At 28.6% G+C, this 17,297-nt stretch carries 19 protein-coding genes and 1 riboswitch; all 19 genes read left to right on the plus strand.

Features of this window, described 5'->3' with window-relative positions:
• The first annotated feature begins 102 nt into the window (after positions 1–102).
• Positions 103–1,395 carry a DUF2812 domain-containing protein gene (locus tag JOC62_RS01455; RefSeq protein WP_204593375.1) on the plus strand — a complete coding sequence of 431 codons (1,293 nt, stop codon included), beginning with the start codon at positions 103–105 and terminating at the stop codon, positions 1,393–1,395.
• 483 nt (positions 1,396–1,878) lie between these two features.
• Positions 1,879–3,177 (plus strand): branched-chain amino acid transport system II carrier protein, encoded by a 1,299-nt coding sequence (gene brnQ, locus JOC62_RS01460; RefSeq protein ID WP_204593376.1) that lies wholly within the window; start codon positions 1,879–1,881, stop codon positions 3,175–3,177.
• Between the two features lie 219 nt (positions 3,178–3,396).
• Positions 3,397–3,585: a DUF4177 domain-containing protein gene (locus tag JOC62_RS01465; protein ID WP_204593377.1), complete on the plus strand. Its 189-nt coding sequence runs from the start codon at positions 3,397–3,399 to the stop codon at positions 3,583–3,585.
• 124 nt (positions 3,586–3,709) lie between these two features.
• Entirely contained in the window at positions 3,710–4,219 is a 510-nt protein-coding gene (locus JOC62_RS01470) for a hypothetical protein (protein ID WP_204593378.1), read from the plus strand.
• Positions 4,220–4,484: 265 nt separating this feature from the next.
• Complete coding sequence (locus tag JOC62_RS01475; protein ID WP_204593379.1) at positions 4,485–4,742, plus strand: FeoC-like transcriptional regulator; 258 nt, start codon at positions 4,485–4,487, stop codon at positions 4,740–4,742.
• Between the two features lie 15 nt (positions 4,743–4,757).
• Entirely contained in the window at positions 4,758–4,976 is a 219-nt protein-coding gene (locus tag JOC62_RS01480) for a FeoA family protein (RefSeq protein WP_204593380.1), read from the plus strand.
• Between the two features lie 12 nt (positions 4,977–4,988).
• Entirely contained in the window at positions 4,989–5,207 is a 219-nt protein-coding gene (locus JOC62_RS01485) for a FeoA family protein (protein WP_204593381.1), read from the plus strand.
• Positions 5,208–5,278: 71 nt separating this feature from the next.
• Entirely contained in the window at positions 5,279–7,282 is a 2,004-nt protein-coding gene (gene feoB / locus JOC62_RS01490) for a ferrous iron transport protein B (protein ID WP_204593382.1), read from the plus strand.
• A 355-nt stretch (positions 7,283–7,637) separates the two neighbouring features.
• Positions 7,638–8,033: an SdpI family protein gene (locus tag JOC62_RS01495; RefSeq protein ID WP_204593383.1), complete on the plus strand. Its 396-nt coding sequence runs from the start codon at positions 7,638–7,640 to the stop codon at positions 8,031–8,033.
• Between the two features lie 42 nt (positions 8,034–8,075).
• Positions 8,076–8,348, plus strand: coding sequence for a hypothetical protein (locus JOC62_RS01500; protein WP_204593384.1), 273 nt, complete (start codon positions 8,076–8,078; stop codon positions 8,346–8,348).
• Positions 8,349–8,461: 113 nt separating this feature from the next.
• Positions 8,462–8,917, plus strand: a complete 456-nt coding sequence (locus tag JOC62_RS01505) for an ASCH domain-containing protein (RefSeq protein WP_204593385.1) — start codon at positions 8,462–8,464, stop codon at positions 8,915–8,917.
• Between the two features lie 332 nt (positions 8,918–9,249).
• Positions 9,250–9,915 (plus strand): N-acetylmannosamine-6-phosphate 2-epimerase, encoded by a 666-nt coding sequence (locus JOC62_RS01510; protein ID WP_204593386.1) that lies wholly within the window; start codon positions 9,250–9,252, stop codon positions 9,913–9,915.
• A gap of 35 nt (positions 9,916–9,950) precedes the next feature.
• Positions 9,951–10,817, plus strand: a complete 867-nt coding sequence (locus JOC62_RS01515) for an N-acetylneuraminate lyase (RefSeq protein ID WP_204593387.1) — start codon at positions 9,951–9,953, stop codon at positions 10,815–10,817.
• Positions 10,818–10,891: 74 nt separating this feature from the next.
• Positions 10,892–12,394: a sodium:solute symporter family protein gene (locus tag JOC62_RS01520; protein WP_204593388.1), complete on the plus strand. Its 1,503-nt coding sequence runs from the start codon at positions 10,892–10,894 to the stop codon at positions 12,392–12,394.
• A 117-nt stretch (positions 12,395–12,511) separates the two neighbouring features.
• Complete coding sequence (locus JOC62_RS01525; protein ID WP_204593389.1) at positions 12,512–12,964, plus strand: NanQ anomerase/TabA/YiaL family protein; 453 nt, start codon at positions 12,512–12,514, stop codon at positions 12,962–12,964.
• 156 nt (positions 12,965–13,120) lie between these two features.
• Positions 13,121–14,017: an ROK family protein gene (locus JOC62_RS01530; protein WP_204593390.1), complete on the plus strand. Its 897-nt coding sequence runs from the start codon at positions 13,121–13,123 to the stop codon at positions 14,015–14,017.
• A 184-nt stretch (positions 14,018–14,201) separates the two neighbouring features.
• The gene (locus tag JOC62_RS01535) at positions 14,202–15,401 is read left to right on the plus strand and encodes a sialidase family protein (protein ID WP_204593391.1); all 1,200 of its coding nucleotides are present in this window, start codon (positions 14,202–14,204) and stop codon (positions 15,399–15,401) included.
• Between the two features lie 494 nt (positions 15,402–15,895).
• Positions 15,896–16,309 carry a MarR family winged helix-turn-helix transcriptional regulator gene (locus tag JOC62_RS01540; RefSeq protein ID WP_204593392.1) on the plus strand — a complete coding sequence of 138 codons (414 nt, stop codon included), beginning with the start codon at positions 15,896–15,898 and terminating at the stop codon, positions 16,307–16,309.
• A 5-nt stretch (positions 16,310–16,314) separates the two neighbouring features.
• On the plus strand, positions 16,315–16,974 hold the full coding sequence (locus JOC62_RS01545) for a YczE/YyaS/YitT family protein (RefSeq protein WP_204593393.1): 660 nt from the start codon (positions 16,315–16,317) through the stop codon (positions 16,972–16,974).
• Positions 16,975–17,183: 209 nt separating this feature from the next.
• Positions 17,184–17,267: riboswitch (cyclic di-GMP riboswitch) on the plus strand.
• Positions 17,268–17,297 lie beyond the last annotated feature (30 nt).

Genomic DNA, 17,297 nt, shown 5'->3' on the forward strand with positions numbered 1-17,297 from the left:
ATATATATGTAATTATATTACTAAAATGTTACTAATTATATATGAAGGTTCTATATAATTACTTATATAGAAGTGTAATTAATATTTATATAAGGGGGGCGTATGAGATTTAAAGATACCAAAATAACACTATGTTTATTTGAACCTTACGAATGCAATGCTGTTAAAGAATATTTAGAGAGCATGGCAGAAAAAGGGTGGATCCTACAATCAATATCAATGAACTTTTTCAAGTTCAAAAAAATAAAGCCTAGGAAGATAAGCTACTCAGTAGATACTCTTCATAAAATTTCTATTTTTGATACTAAAGATAATGATGAAGTATTAGAATATAGAAGGGGCCGTGAAGCTGATGGGTGGAGATTCATATGTCAGGCTAATAAGGTGCAAATATTTGCTTCAGAATATGAATGTGAGACTATCTCTATTTATAAAGAGCCAGAAGAGCTTTTTAAATCAATCTATAAATCCTCATCTTATTATGTATTTAATCAATTGGCTATAGTTATATTATTTATGGTCAATATTTATTCACAGTTTTTTTCTGGAACACCAGACCATTGGCTTTCTTCAAATTTAAGTATAGTATTAAGTATACTTATGGTGACTATAATACTTATTAATCTTATAGAGGTTGTAAGCTTTTTCTGTTGGTATTTAAAAACTAAAAGAAGGCTTAAAGAAAATAAGCTTAAACACTATGGTAGTTATAAACAACTAAGAATAAAAAATTCTATTATGCTATTAAATGCTGTATTAGCTGTAATTACATTAATAGTTTCTATGATTATTGGAGATGGGATTACCTTTGTAGATTTATTATTAATACTTATACCAGTTATAGTCATGGTAATTTCTTATAAATCAATTGATAAACTTAAGGTTTCTACTGGGATTAATATCTTTATTACTATAGGAATAACTATTATCAGTCTTATTATGGTTATTGAGGTTTTAGCATCTCCAATGGTTAATTGGTTTGATTTAAAAGATAATAATATAGCCTATGAATTAAATTTAACAGTAGCGGATTTTGAAATTGATAAAGCGGATGAGAATCCATATAAAAATATTCAATCAAGTGTTTTGGCCAAGCGAATACAATATAGTTATGACTATGATAATAATGGTTTAGATTACACAATTATTGAAAGTAAATATCCTTGGGTAATTAAACTTTATAAAAATAGATTATTAAATGAACTTGATGAATATGAACTTAACATGAGTGAAAGAAATATTAATTTAACTAAGAATATAAAAATATATTCTGATGATAATTTTAAAAAATATGTGATTATTTCAGAAGATAGAGTAGTTGATATTAGAAATGGTTTAGATAATATTAGAGAAGATGAGTTTATAAATAAGGTATATAAAAAGTTATTTGAATAACATTATGTTCAATAATTAGGTTATGTTTAAGTATAATGCTGAAACATAGATTCTTAGAATTCATCTCATATGAATTAACTTTATTTATTACGTTTTAATATAATGCTAAAGAATAATTTTAGTAATGTATAGCTATTAAGAGAAAATCCTAGAGATAGGGTTTTCTTTTATATTATAAAAAGTAAAAAATTAAATATTAATTCATATAATAAAAGTGTAGAAAAAATTTTTATAATATTATAAAAAATAAGTTCTATTATTTGATTAAGAATACAAAATTTATACTAAAAGTTAATAAAATATCAAATGAAAATAGAAAATTGTGTTTACAAAATATTAATTTCTATGATAAAATAGGACAAAATATGTAGCGTAGTAGCATAGGTAAAAAGAGAAGATAGTTACGTAGGATTTAAGTATTTAAAAGTAATATTGTAGATACTTAAAAGAAGAAAAATTTATAGTAGTATAGGAGGTATGAACATGAATAAAAAACATGATTTCATAGCAGTAGGATTCACAATATTCGCCATATTCTTTGGCGCAGGAAACTTAATATTCCCACCAGAGATTGGGATAAATTCAGGTGGAAATTGGTTTATGGCTTTATTAGGATTCTTTATTTCAGGAATAGGACTACCCCTTCTTGGAATATTGGCAATTAATAAAGCAGGATCACTTGAAAAGTTTGGAGAAAAGATAGGATCTAAATTTACAAATATTTATACAGCACTAATACTTATATGCTTAGGACCTATCGTTGCAATTCCTAGAACAGGAGCTAGTACATATGAAATGGGGATATTACCTAATATAGGTAATGTAATAAGCCCATGGGTATTTGCAGTAATATTCTTTGGAATAGCTTTAGTATTGACTTTAAGACCAACAAAGATAGTAGGATATATTGGAAAGGTATTAACACCAATTATTTTGGTTATTCTTGCAATTATCATAATTAAAGGTGTCTTCTTTACAGAGCACATGTTTACACAAGGAACAGGAAATTCATTTAGTTATGGATTTATAAATGGATACCAACCAATGGATGCTTTAGGTGCGCCACTTACAGCAGTAATTGCTATAAATGCTATTGTAGCATTAGGATACACTAAAAGTTCAGATAAGAAATCTATACTTAAAAAAGCAAGTATAGTATCAAGTATTGGATTTGTATTTGTTTATGGAGGATTATTATTCTTAGGTGCAGCCCTTGGAGGATATTTTCCACAAGGAATAAGCCAAACAGAATTAACTATAGGTATTGCACATATGGTATTAGGAGACTTTGGTAAGATAGCACTTGGAATAGCAGTTGCAGCAGCATGTCTTACAACAGCAATTGGATTAACTGCAATGGTAGGAGAGTTCTTCTCAAAACTTTTAAAGGTTAAATACGAAATTATAGTTACAATAATTTGTGTTGCATCAGCAGTAGTTTCAATTGCAGGTATAGGTAGCATAATAAAACTTGCATTACCAATACTTATGATTTTCTACCCAATACAAATAATTCTTATATTATTTAATGTAATTGGAGTAGAGAGTAAGTTAACTTATAAGATTACAGTATACACAACTCTTGTAGTATCTATTTTAGATGTGCTTCACACTCAATTTGGAGTAACAGCACTTAATGGGCTATTTAACTTTGTACCATTAGCTAGTGCGGGATTTGCATGGGTAGTACCAGCTGTAATTGCAGTGGGAGTTTCTTTATTGATTAACATTCTTAATAGGAAATCAATAGATGCAGCTGTTGATATAGTAGATGCAGAATAGGAAATTCACAAAATAAAAGAATCATAAAACAATGGAATTTATAAGACATTAGCTTAGATAACATAGTCTAGCTAATGTCTTTTTTATTTCATTAAAATACAAATTATTGAATTTATGTTATAATTATGATAACGTTTTGAAATTAATTGTTGATTATTGTATAAATAGGGTTATTAATTTGATAAATACAATTTCTATAATATTATTGGAGGGGTTTATATGTATAAATATATGTATGTGGAGGCAACTACTAGTGGAATGTTTAGGGAAGCAGATCACAGGGAATTAATAGATAATTATAGCAAAGAGGGTTGGAGATATGTAAGTGCTATACCAACTGAGTTTTATGGAAATAATGGTCAAATTCAAACCTTTGATTTAGTTTTTGAAAAGAAATGTGACGAATAAAATTATATAAAAAGATAATATAGTGAATAAAAGATATAGGTTTTGACATAGAATTAATATTGTAACGATTTATTACAAATTCCTTTAAAATGTACGAAATTTAAATTTCAAGGAGGAGTATTCTATGGAAAAATTTATAGTAGCTTGTCTTTTATTAGCGCTCTTAATAGGTGGAGCTTATTATGTAAATAATAACTCTAGTGAAAATGCTATAGAGTCTAGTGGAGATGTAGAGTCTGACGGAGAGGTAGAGTCGGGTGGAAAAGAGATAACAACAAAAGAAATAGAGAACTTAACAAAATACATAGAGAGTAAAACTGATGATATTTGTGAAAAGACAAATAACAGATCTTATAATGCATTTGAAATTCTAGGGGTTAATAATGATGAAGTTTATATTTGGCTCCTAAAAGCAAATGATAAAAGTGTAGTATCTACGCCAGTTCAATTAAAGGTAAATGATGATTTTGAAGTTATAGGTCATAAGTATCCAAATGGTGGTGACGATTATAAAGAGGAATTACAAGACTTATTCCCTAAAAGAGTAATAAAAAAGATGGATGATGGTCAAAATGTTTATATAAAAAAATTAGAAAAGAAAATAGATGAAGAGAGAGCGCTTAATAATTCTTAAAAGTAATATATCTATATTATCTAAATAGAGTATTAATTAGAAAATAATTCTGATTAATGCTCTATTTTTATTGAATAAATTTAATTAAAAAAGATAATAAGGTATTTATAGGAAAAAGTACAATTATAAAGGAAATGAGAGATAAATTCTTTTAATTAAATTCAAATAAATAATAGAAGAAGTTAATAAATTTGACAATTTTTAAACAAACTATTAATATGAAATTACGGGTAATGATATTCAATATCAGTTAAGGGGTGATTAAGTGTTAAAAGATATATTGAATTATATGTATTCTAATAAAGACTTCTCTTCAAAAAATATAGCAAAAAATTTAGAGATGAGTGAAGAAGTAGTAGATGAGTATAAAAATAAACTTGAGCTTACAGGGTATATAAAAAAAGGTGATTGCAGTAGTGCAGCTTGTGAGAAGTGTAGCTGTGGATGCAATGAAAAGTCATTAAATCCAATTATTCAATGGGAATTCACTGATAAAGCTTTAAATCTAATTAAGAGAAAATAAAAGGAGCGTAGAGTTATGGAAAAGATATCTAAGTATAATGTTGGAGATAAGATTAAAGTAAAAGGACTTGATAAAGATAGCAAGGTAAAAAGAAAACTAATGGATATGGGAATAACACCTGGAGTTTTAATCGAAATAACAGGAAAAGCACCTCTTGGAGATCCAATTGAGGTTTATGTAAGAGGGTACAAGCTAACATTAAGAAAAGAAGAGGCAAATGCAATATTAGTTTAAGGAAGTGGTTTTATGGTACCAATGGCTTTTATTGATGAGGGGACATCAGTGACAGTTAAAGATATTAGGATAAATGAAAAAATGGGCAAGAGGATTCAAGAAATGGGAGTTAATACTGGAGCAATAATAGACATAATCAAAAACGATGGTATTTCATTAATTATAGGGATAAGTGGAATGAGAGTAGCAATTAATAGAGGTATGGCACAAAAAATATTAGTAGAAGAATAGGAAAAAAAGAATCTGTTAAGTTGTTACGAAAAAATAGCTTAACTATTCGTAAAATTTTAGGGGGTACAAAAATGAATATAGCCTTAGCAGGTAATCCAAACTGTGGAAAAAGCAGTTTATTCAACGTATTAACAAAATCTAGACAACATATAGGTAACTGGCCAGGTGTTACTGTTGAAAAGAAGGAAGGAACTTTAAAGTATAAGGGAAATGATTATAATGTAATTGATTTACCAGGGACTTATAGTTTAGGTGCTTACTCTGAAGATGAAATAGTAGCTAGAGATTATATAATAAAAGATAAGCCTGATGCAGTTATAAATGTTGTAGATGCTGCAAATATTGAGAGAAACTTATATCTAACAGTTCAATTACTTGAACTTGGAGTAAATGTTATTGTTGCATTAAACATGATGGATAATGCAAAAGCAAAGGGAATTAATATAGATTCTGATGAGTTATCTAAAAGACTTGGAGTTCCAGTTGTTGAAACTATTGCAACAAAGAAAGAAGGAATAGACAAGCTTATAGAGAAAACTATAAACCTTAAAAAAGAAAGTACTAGAAGATTCAATATAAATAAAAAGCTAATGGAAAAAGTTGGTTTCTTAGAGAGAGAGATTGAAGGTACTGCAAAAGGATTAGATTATTCATCAGAATGGATAGCGTTAAAGCTGTTAGAAAATGATAGCTATATAAAAGATTATATGAGTAAAAAAGGATATGAAAATATAGTAAAAACATCAGATAGGCTTATAAATGAGTACATAGAAGAAGAGGGTCTAGACCCAGAAATGGCAATCGTAGACGATAGATACAGCTATATTAGCAGTATAACTAAAGGAATACTTAAAAAACCAAAGACATCAGTTAAAACAATGTCAGATAAAATAGATAGTATTGTAACTAATAAATTCCTTGGAATACCTATATTTGCAGCAATTATGTATGTTTTATATAGTATAACATTTAATGTAGGTGGATTTTTACAAGAGTGGGCAGGAGAATTGATTGCAGATTTAGGAACTTTTATAGTTGGTAAATTAGAAGGATTTGGAGCATCAGAATTCTTAACAGGATTTGTTAATGATGGTATATTTGCAGGGGTTGGAGCTGTTCTTACTTTCGTACCATTAATTATGGTTATGTATTTCTTAATGGGACTTTTAGAAGACAGTGGATATATGGCAAGGGCTGCTTATATAATGGATAGAATTATGAAAGCACTTGGTCTTCATGGTAAAACTTTTGTATCAATGATAATTGGATCAGGCTGCAATGTTCCAGGTATAATGGCAACTAGAACACTTGAAAGTAAAAAAGATAGAATGATAGCCATACTTATAAATCCATTTGTATCTTGTGGTGCAAGACTTCCAATATATCTTGTATTTATAGATGCATTCTTCCAAACACATGCAGCACTTATTTTATTATGTCTTTATTTATTAGGTATTATAATAGCATTACTTTGCGGAAATTTACTAAGTAAAACTCTATTTAAAGGTGAAACTTCATATTTTGTAATGGAACTTCCAAGTTATAGAATGCCATCTATTAAAAATGTTGCAACATTAACTTGGGAAAAAGGTGGAGCATTTATTAAAAAAGCAGGAATTGTTATATTCCCAGCAGTTGTGGTTATTTGGATTTTATCAGTATTACCATTTGGTGTAGAACAATATAGTGAGCAATCAATAATTGGTATGATTGGTGGATTTATAGCACCTATATATGCTTTAGCTGGATTTGCTACATGGCAAGCTTCAGTTGCATTATTTTCAGGAATAATTGCTAAAGAAACAGTTGTTGCAACTTTAGGTATGTTATATGCTGGAGTATCTGAAGGAGATGCGTTAACTACAGCAATTGCAGCACACTTTACACCACTTTCAGCTATGTCATATATGGTTATGACTTTATTATTTACTCCATGTCTTGCAGCACTTGGTGCTATAAAGAGGGAAACAAATTCAACTAAATGGACAATCTTTGCAGCAGTAGGAACTTTTGTTGTAGCACTTATAGTATCAACAATTGTATATCAAGTAGGATTACTTTTAGGATTTAAATAGAGAATTTATAGGGAATTACTTTGGAAATTTTAATATAAGTTTTTGATAAGATATGAGAGGTTTAGTCTTCTCATATCTTTTTATTTTATAAAATTACTATAGTTAATCTTATTGATTATTTAGTTATCTGAAATGATTGAAATAGGCTTATATATTTTAATGAAAAAGGTGATGTAGATACTAAATTTTTATAGTATAAAGAAATATTCCTTACAGCTATGATAATATATTATTTTAAGAAAAGTAATTTAAATATTTAAATATAATAATTTATAAATATTACTGGATTAATTATCTATAAGATATATATAATGGAATATATAAAGAATTTGATTAAATTATGGGGGAAATTAAAATGGGATTTTGGATTTTTATGATGGTTTCAGATTTATTAATTCCACTTACAATGGTTGGGTTTGGTAAATTGTTTATGAAAAATGCACCAAAAGAAATCAATGGAGTTTATGGGTACAGAACATCTATGTCTATGAAAAATAAAGATACTTGGGAGTTTGCACATCACTATTGTGGAAAACTGTGGCTAACTATAGGAGGAATTATGCTTGTTATTTCTGCCATAGCCATGTTATTTGTAATTGGAAAAGATGAAAATGTTGTAGGAAATTTTGGGGGAATACTTTGTGGTATACAGCTTGTTTTTTTTATTGGTTCTATTTTTCCTACGGAGAGAGCCTTAAAGAAAAATTTTGATGAACGTGGTAATAGAAAAAGTGAAATAACTAAAAAATGATCAACTACTCAAATATCTTTGAAAGTGGTGTATAGAAAATTTATGAAAATTATATGGGAGTATAAAATCGTTAGAAATTTTGCGTGGTTAGTAATTCCAGTTACATTAGGTTTGTATGAGTCCAAGCCTAACAGTATACAGAATGCACTTGAATATATAGAGTGTAATACAATTAATAAATCAATTGCTACAATAATATTACCGAATATAATTACATTAAAAGTCATAGGTTATGTAATTTTCTTTATTGCTATAGTATTGTATTTTAAATTTGTACTGAGTAGTTTTCATACTGAAGTTAAAGAGAATAGATAGTCATGAAATAAGGGGATAGTATATTTTGTTAAGTATCCATAAGCTGTTTATAATGGAGTGTATAAAGTAAAGGAATATTTGTACATTATTATTCATAAGAAGAGGGCGATAAAATGAATAAAATAGATTTGTTTTGGAATAGATTTTTACAAGAAAGTGGTTATGATAAGAGCACAAAATATTTAGAAGTTTTTCATTTTGAACTTACAGAATACTTAGCAAATGAATTGTTAGAGCTTGTACTTGAAGGAAAGAAAAAAGCAACTTCAAGTAGTTTGATTTCATATCAAAAAGAAGAGATAAGATCTCCACAGGTAGGTAATTTAAGTATTGTAACAGATTGGAAGGGAAATCCTAAATGTGTAATAGAAACTAAAGACATTTCGATTATTCCATTTAAAGATATTACTTATGATATCTGTAAAAGAGAAGGGGAAGACGAATGTTTGGAAACTTGGAGAGATGGTCATATAAGATTTTTTAAAGAAGAGGGTAAAGAAATAGGCTACGAATTTACTGAAGAATTATTAGTAGTTTTTGAAGATTTTGAAGTTCTTTATAAAGAATAAACTGATTAAAATTAATGGGAAATTTTGATTAGATACATTGAGTAGTAAAAATGAAGTGTATGTTGATGAAAGTGCATAAAAGTTCCAACATAAAATTGTAGGAATTTATGCACTTTTTTTATTGCTTATTTTTAAGGGAAAGTAGTTCGCATAAAGAAAAGTAAGACTTAACTTATCTAATAGATTTTGATTATATGAGAGAAGAGATCCATATTAGAAAATAAATAACTATAAATTGAAAAATATTTTCAAAAAAGTATTGAAATATCTTTAGAAAATGATTACAATAAGAATATAGAGAAAATAATTTTCAGGAAAAGGTGATATATAAAATGTTAGATGGATTAAAAGGGAATTTGATAGTTTCTTGCCAAGCCTTAGCAGATGAGCCTTTGCATAGCTCTTTTATTATGGGAAGAATGGCAATCGCAGCTAAGGAAGGTGGCGCAGTAGCAATAAGAGCACAAGGTGTTAGTGATATTAATGAAATAAAGAAGGTTGCAAAACTTCCTATCATTGGAATAATAAAAAGAGTTTACAATGATTCAGAAATTTATATAACGCCAACTATTAAAGAAGTGGACGAGCTTCTAGAAACAGAATGTGAAATGATAGCATTAGATGCTACAAAAAGAAAAAGACCTAATAATGAAAATATACAAGACTTAGTTGATGCTATTCATGAAAAGGGAAAATTGGCAATGGCGGATGTGTCAACTTTAGAAGAAGGTATTGAAGCAGAAAAAATAGGATTTGATTGTATATCAACAACACTTTCAGGATACACAGCATATTCTAAACAAAGTAACAAGGTTGATTTTGAACTTTTAGAAGAGTTAATAAAAACGGTAAAAATCCCAGTTATTTGCGAAGGAAAGATAAATACTCCAGAGGAACTAAAGAAGGCATTTGAATTAGGTGCATATTCAGCAGTGGTTGGAGGCGCAATCACAAGACCACAACAAATAACAAAGAGATTTACTGATGTTTTAAAATAAATTAAAAATTAAATGATTTTGGGAGGAGAAAGACAATGAAAGGTATTTATTCAGCACTATTAGTTTCATTTGATAAGGATGGAAACATCAATGAGAAGGGGTTAAGAGAAATAATAAGACATAATATTGATGTATGTAAGGTAGATGGTCTTTATGTAGGAGGAAGTACTGGAGAAAACTTTATGCTTTCAACTGGTGAAAAGAAAAGAATATTTGAAATTGCAATGGATGAAGCAAAAGGACAAGTTAAATTAATAGCTCAAGTAGGGTCAGTAAACTTAAAAGAAGCAGTAGAACTTGCAAAGTTTGCAACAGAGCTTGGATATGATTCATTATCAGCAGTTACACCATTCTACTATAAATTTGATTTTAATGAGATAAAACATTACTATGAAACAATAATAAATTCAGTAGATAATAAAATGATTATTTATTCAATTCCATTCCTAACAGGAGTAAATATGTCAATAGATCAATTTGCTGAACTTTTTGAAAACGATAAGATTATAGGCGTTAAGTTTACAGCAGCAGATTTCTATTTATTAGAAAGAATGAGAAAAGCATTCCCAGATAAATTAATATTTGCTGGATTTGATGAAATGCTGTTACCTGCTACAGTACTTGGTGTTGATGGAGCAATCGGTTCAACATTCAATGTAAACGGTATTAGAGCAAGACAAATCTTTGAAGCTGCTCAAAAGGGTGATGTACAAACATCATTAGAAGTTCAACATGTAACTAATGATTTAATAACTGATATTTTAAACAATGGTCTTTACCAAACAATTAAATTAATTCTTCAAGAGCAAGGTGTGGATGCTGGATACTGCAGACAACCTATGAAAGAGGCTACTGAAGAAATGGTTGAAAAAGCTAAGGAAATTAACAAAAAGTATTTTTAGGGATATTTATTGAAAAATAGTAGTCTAACTTTAAAAAGTTAGACTACATAAAAGAATAGGGGAGGAAAATTGGTATGCAAGGGTTTACGAAAATTGATTTAGTTGTACTAGTTGTTTACTTAGGGGCTGTGCTTTATGCAGGTTTAAAGTTCTCTAAGAAAGAAATGAAAGGAAAAGAGTTCTTCAGAGGTGATGGAACTATTCCTTGGTGGGTTACTTCAGTTTCTATATTTGCAACTTTATTAAGTCCAATTTCATTTTTATCATTAGCTGGTAACTCTTATAAAGGAACTTGGATAATGTGGTTTGCTCAACTTGGTATGTTTGTAGCAGTACCTCTTACAATAAGATATATCTTACCAATTTATAGTAGACTAGATATAGATACTGCTTATGAATATTTAGAAATAAGATATAAGGATAAAGGGCTTAGAGTTCTTGGAGCTATAATGTTCATAATTTATCAAATTGGACGTATGGCAATTATAATGTATTTACCATCAATGGTATTAGCAAAGCTTACTGGTATAAATGTTTACTTACTTATCATAGCAATGGGCGTAATAGCAATAATTTATTCATATACAGGTGGATTAAAGTCAGTATTATGGACAGACTTTATTCAAGGATGTGTACTTATAGCAGGTATTATTTTCGCATTAGTATTCTTAATTTCAACAATAGATGGCGGATTCGGATCTATTATGAGTGAATTAACTGAAGGAGGAAAATTTTTATCTTCAACAGAACCGATATTTAATGCTAATATATTTAAAACAAGTGTATTCTTATTAATAGTTGGAGGAGGATTAAATACTTTCTCATCATATATTTCAAGTCAGGATGTAGTGCAAAGGTTTACTACAACTACAGATATAAAACAATTAAAGAAAATGACTTATGGTAACCTAGTATTATCATTATTTGTAGCAACTATATTCTATTTAATAGGAACAGCTTTATATGTTTTCTATAGTCAAAATCCTCAGTTATTACAAACTGCTCAACAAGATCAAATTTTTGCATCATACATAGCATTCCAATTACCAGTTGGGATAACAGGTATAGTTCTTGCAGCTATATATGCAGCAGCACAATCAACACTTTCAACTGGATTAAACTCAGTTGCAACAAGTTGGACTTTAGATATTCAAAACTTTATAACAAAAGATATGTCAATGGAAAAACAAACAAAAATTGCACAATATATATCTTTAGGAGTTGGTATAGCTTCAATAATAATGGCAGTAATCCTTGCAAATGGTGGAGTAAACTCAGCTTATGAATGGTTTAATGGATTTATGGGACTTGTTCTTGGAGTTTTAGCAGGAATATTTGTATTAGGAGTATTCTTCAAAAAGGCTACAAAAACAGGAGCATATGCTGGATTTATAGCATCAGCAATAGCTGTTGTTGTATGTAAATATGGCGGATTTGATGTAAGTATATGGTCATACTCAATCATATCAATCGGAGTTTCAGTTATAGTTGGAATGATAGTTTCATTAATGACTCAATCTCAATTGGTTGATGAGAAAACTTTAAATAAGGCAACAATGTACTACAATAAAAATTAATAATATAAATAAAAGTATAATATTTAATTAGATTAAGTGTTGATTTTTAAATGATCCTTACTATTCATTTGAAGATCAGCACTACTTTAAAATTAAATGTTTTTAGAGGTGAATGAAATGATATTTGGCAATTTAAGAAATTTAGAAAGTTATGATTATTTACCAAAGCTTATTAAGGAAGCTTTGCTACATGCAAAAAATAATAATGTAATAGAGTTTACTCCAGGTACTCATGAAATAAAAGGCGAAGAGCTGTTCTTTAATAGGGTTAATTATACTACAAAAAATAAGGAAGATCGTTTTTGGGAAGGACATAAAAAATATATAGATGTTCATGTTGTTTTCAGTGGAAAAGAAAGAATAAATCTTAATTTTAAAGAAAACTTAGAATTTAAAGAATTTATTGAAAAGGATGATTTCTTAGCTTTTGAAGGAGATGAAAACTCTTCAGTTGTTTTAGAAGAGGGGGACTTCTTAATTTGTTATCCAGAGGATATACACATGACTTGTCTAAAGGCTAGTGCGGAGTCTTCTGATATAAAAAAGGCTATTTATAAAGTGATTTTATAATGTTTTATTTTATGAGGTTGTATTAAAACTTACAATAATAAACTATGAAACTAAAGTGATTGATTAGGTTTAGAATTTTATTTTAAGTTATTTTAATACAGCCTTTATTGCTTATAATAAATTTTATAAGGTATTAATTTTTTAGAGGTGATAAATATGGATTTATTTGCAGTTATAGATATAGGTGGAACTAGCATAAAGTATGGAATTATAAACGAAGAAGAAACGTTAATAAATGTTAATGATAGAGATACTCAAGCTTATAAAGGTGGATTAAGTATACTTGATAAAGTTAAAGATATAATTAAAGAGATTAAGGCTAATTATGATATAAAAGGAATATGTATATCAACAGCAGGAATGGTATGTCCTAAAGAAGGCAAAATTGTTTATGCTGGACCAACAATACCTAATTATACCGGGGTTGAAGTGAAAAAAATATTAGAGGAAGAATTTAATTTGCCATGCGCTGTGGAGAATGATGTTAATTGTGCTGCGCTGGGAGAATTTTTCGGGGGAGCTGGTAAAGGTAAATCTTCAATGGCATGTTTAACAATAGGTACAGGAATTGGTGGAGCATTAATTATAGATGGCAAAATACTTCGTGGATTTAGTAATTCAGCTGGAGAAATTGGATATATGTTAGTTAACGGAGAACAAATTCAAGAAATTGCATCAGCAAGTACCTTGGTAAAAAATGTAGCTAAAAGAAAGAATGTTGACTCTAGTGAAATAGATGGTAGATACATATTAGATAATTATGAAAAAGGGGACATGATATGCAGAGATGAAGTTGAGAAATTGGCTGATAATTTAGCATTAGGAATTTCAAACATTGTTTATTTAATAAACCCCGAAGTTATTGTTTTAGGTGGAGGAATAATGGCTAGAGAGGAAGTTTTTAAACCTCTAATTGAAAAAAGTTTGAAAAAGTATTTAATAGAGTCAGTTTATATCAATACTAATATAGCTTTTGCAGAACTTAGAAATACCGCTGGACTTAAGGGAGCTTTTTATAATTTTAAGGAAATATTTAAGGAGTCTTCTTTGTAATTTGATTATTAAGAATGAGATACTTAAAAGATAGATTATTAGCATTGATTTGGGTATATATTGTTTTATTACTTATATACTAGCCTTCAGGATTTATACAAAATTGCACAAAAATTTATTTAATTTTAAAATGTGCAAATTTCTATAAAATATTTTAAATACTAATTTAAATGGAGGGATAGAAATGAAAAAAAATTTTGTTAAAAACCTAAGATTCTTATCTATAATGACTATTATCGTATTGTGTATTAGTAATCCTGTATTTGCAAGTGAACTAAATACTAATACTGAGGAGTCAGCAATAACAGTATTTGATAAAACTAATAATGTATGGAATTCAAAGTATTTTAGAATTCCAAGTATGCAATCATTGAAGGATGGCACTATGTTAACGTTTTCTGATATTCGTCATAATGGTCCTCAAGACCATGGAAATATTGATATTGGATGTGCACGTAGCATTGATGGCGGAAAAACATGGGATTATCAAGTGGCAATGAAAAATGATGGTGTCAATTCAAAATTTTCTCGTGTAATGGATTCAACAACAGTAGTTACCAATACAGGTAGAGTTATATTAATTGCAGGCTCTTGGAATAAGGACGGTAATTGGGCAAATAGTACAACTTCATTAAGAAATGATTGGTCTGTTCAGATGGTTTACTCTGATGATAATGGCGTAACATGGTCTGATAAAATAGATTTAACTACAAATCAATCAAGAATAAAAAATCAGCCAAGTAATACAATTGGATGGTTAGGTGGAGTTGGATCAGGTATTACAATGTCTGATGGAACAATAGTAATGCCAATACAAATTGCATTAAGAGAAAACAATACTAATAATTATTATTCATCAATTATATATTCAAAAGATAATGGTGAAACATGGACAATGGGAAATAAAGTACCTAAATCAAAAACTTCTGAAAATATGGTAATAGAGTTAGATGGAGCCTTAATTATGAGTGCTAGGGATGATTCAGCGGGTTATAGAGCATCATATATATCTCATGATTTAGGATCTACATGGAGTGTATATGAACCTTTAAATGGTAAAATTTCAACTGGTTATGGTTCAGGCTGTCAAGGTTCATTTATTAAAATTACCAATTCTAATGGGCATAGAATTGGATTAATTTCAGCACCTAAGAACACTAAAGGCTGGTATACTAGAGATAATATTACTGTCTATATGATTGATTTTGATGACTTATCTAAAGGAATTAAAGAACTATGTGTTCCTTATCCTAAAGATGGAAACAAAGCTGGAGGTGGGTATTCCTGCTTATCTTTTAATAATGAAAAATTAAGTATTCTTTATGAAGCAGATGGAAATATAGAATATAAAGATTTAACATCCTATTATAAATCAATACTATAAAAGAAAATATTATTAAAAAAATCTTCAGTAATTATGCTGAAGATTTTTTTAGTAAGAGAAAACCAAGTTGATTGATTTTAATAGTAATTAGTTTTAAAGATAGAAATTAATATAATTGGTTGTCTTAAAACAGTTAAAAATAATTTTGAGGCAACTATTTTTTTGTAATCTTTCTTATTTATTGTATATAAAGCTTTAATATATAGCATAAAAAATATGAATAGATTAAATTATTGAGTTTTAGTTTTAGATTATGTAATATTAAGTAACGCCTATTTATAGGCTACTAACAACCTTTAGTTAAACAAATATTTTTTATAATTTTAAGCTAACACTTCTTTTTATATAATAACTTACATATTAGAAGTCCACATATGCTAAATAGGTATATGTGGACTTTTAGTTTATTTAGAAAATTTGATAATCAATAGTTTTAGTGATATACTTACCTAGGTAACTATTACCTAGGTAAGTAATTTAAGGAGAAGAAATATATGAAATTGTATGGGCATAACATAAACAAACTAGCTAGATATTTTAATAAAGATTTAAACGAGAAGATTTCATCTTTGGGATTATATACTTCACAATGGAGGATTATGTTGTACTTACATGAAAAAAAGCAATGTACACAAGTTGAGTTAAGTCACAAGCTCTGTGTTGAGGCACCAACAGTTACAAGGACATTAACTAGAATGAAAACCATGGGACTTATAAGTCGTAAAGAGGGAAAGGACAAGAGGGAGAAGCTTATAGAGTTAACAGAAAAAGCTTATGCGATGTATCCAAGATTATATGAAGAATCAAATAGTGTTGAATTAAAGGCTTTAAAAGATATAGATAAAGAGGAGTTAGAAATATTTGATAAAGTTTTAGAAAAGATGATGAAAAACTTAGAAGGAGAATAAAGTTAATGGAGAAAAGTGAGCATGAAGTAATAGACAGTAGAAAAATAATAAGCTTTAACTATAGTATTAGAGTTGTATTATTTGTAGTAGGGATATTTATTTTAGCATTAGGTGCTGGAACTTTAATTACAGCAAATTTGGGAGTAGCTACATGGGATGTTTTGCATATAGGGCTATCTAATTTAACCAGCCTATCTGTAGGGAGATGGGTTCAAATAGTAGGAGTGATCATGGTTTTAATGACATGCATTTTTGAAAGAAAAAGACCTGTTATTGGAAGTATATTTAACATAGTATTAGTTGGATTTTTCCTTAATATTATTTTAGGAGCAAATATAATACCACATTTTCAAGGACTAGTATCAAGATTTGTACTATTAATATTAGGAATTGTACTCATGGGAATTGGATCAGGGATGTATGTTGCATCTAAGGTAGGGGCAGGACCTAGAGATGGAATGACTTTATTTTTGTCAAAAAGATTTTCTATTTCTGTGAGACTTGCTAGAACTTTACTTGAAGTAACAGCACTAACAACTGGATGGTTAATTGGTGGACCAGTTTCCTTTGGTACATTTATTTCAGTGCCTTTAATTGGACCAGTTATGCAGGCATCATTAAAGTTTTGGACAAAGAAATTAGATAAACTAGAGAGTATGGACTAATTTGAAGAAGACAGTTATAGAAGTTAAGTTAGGTAATAGAGAAAATAAAAATAGATTTTAAAGTTACGATTATAATTGAAAGTTCTCATATAGAGTTTTATATGGGAGCTTTTTTATTATATAAAAATAATTTGTCGAAATTTTCAAAAAATAAATAGAAAATATATTGAATTTTATGTAAAATAATAGTAAAATTTTACTAAGAAATAAAATTAAATAGGCAAACTTAGAGAAATCTAGGGACGCAAAGCTATAGGGACTAAGGTTTAAAACTATGTCAGCCAGTTGCCAAAGGGTACATTATACTTTTTGTTTTTAAGATT

Source organism: Clostridium sardiniense, from assembly GCF_016907995.1.
GTDB lineage: Bacteria > Bacillota > Clostridia > Clostridiales > Clostridiaceae > Clostridium > Clostridium sardiniense.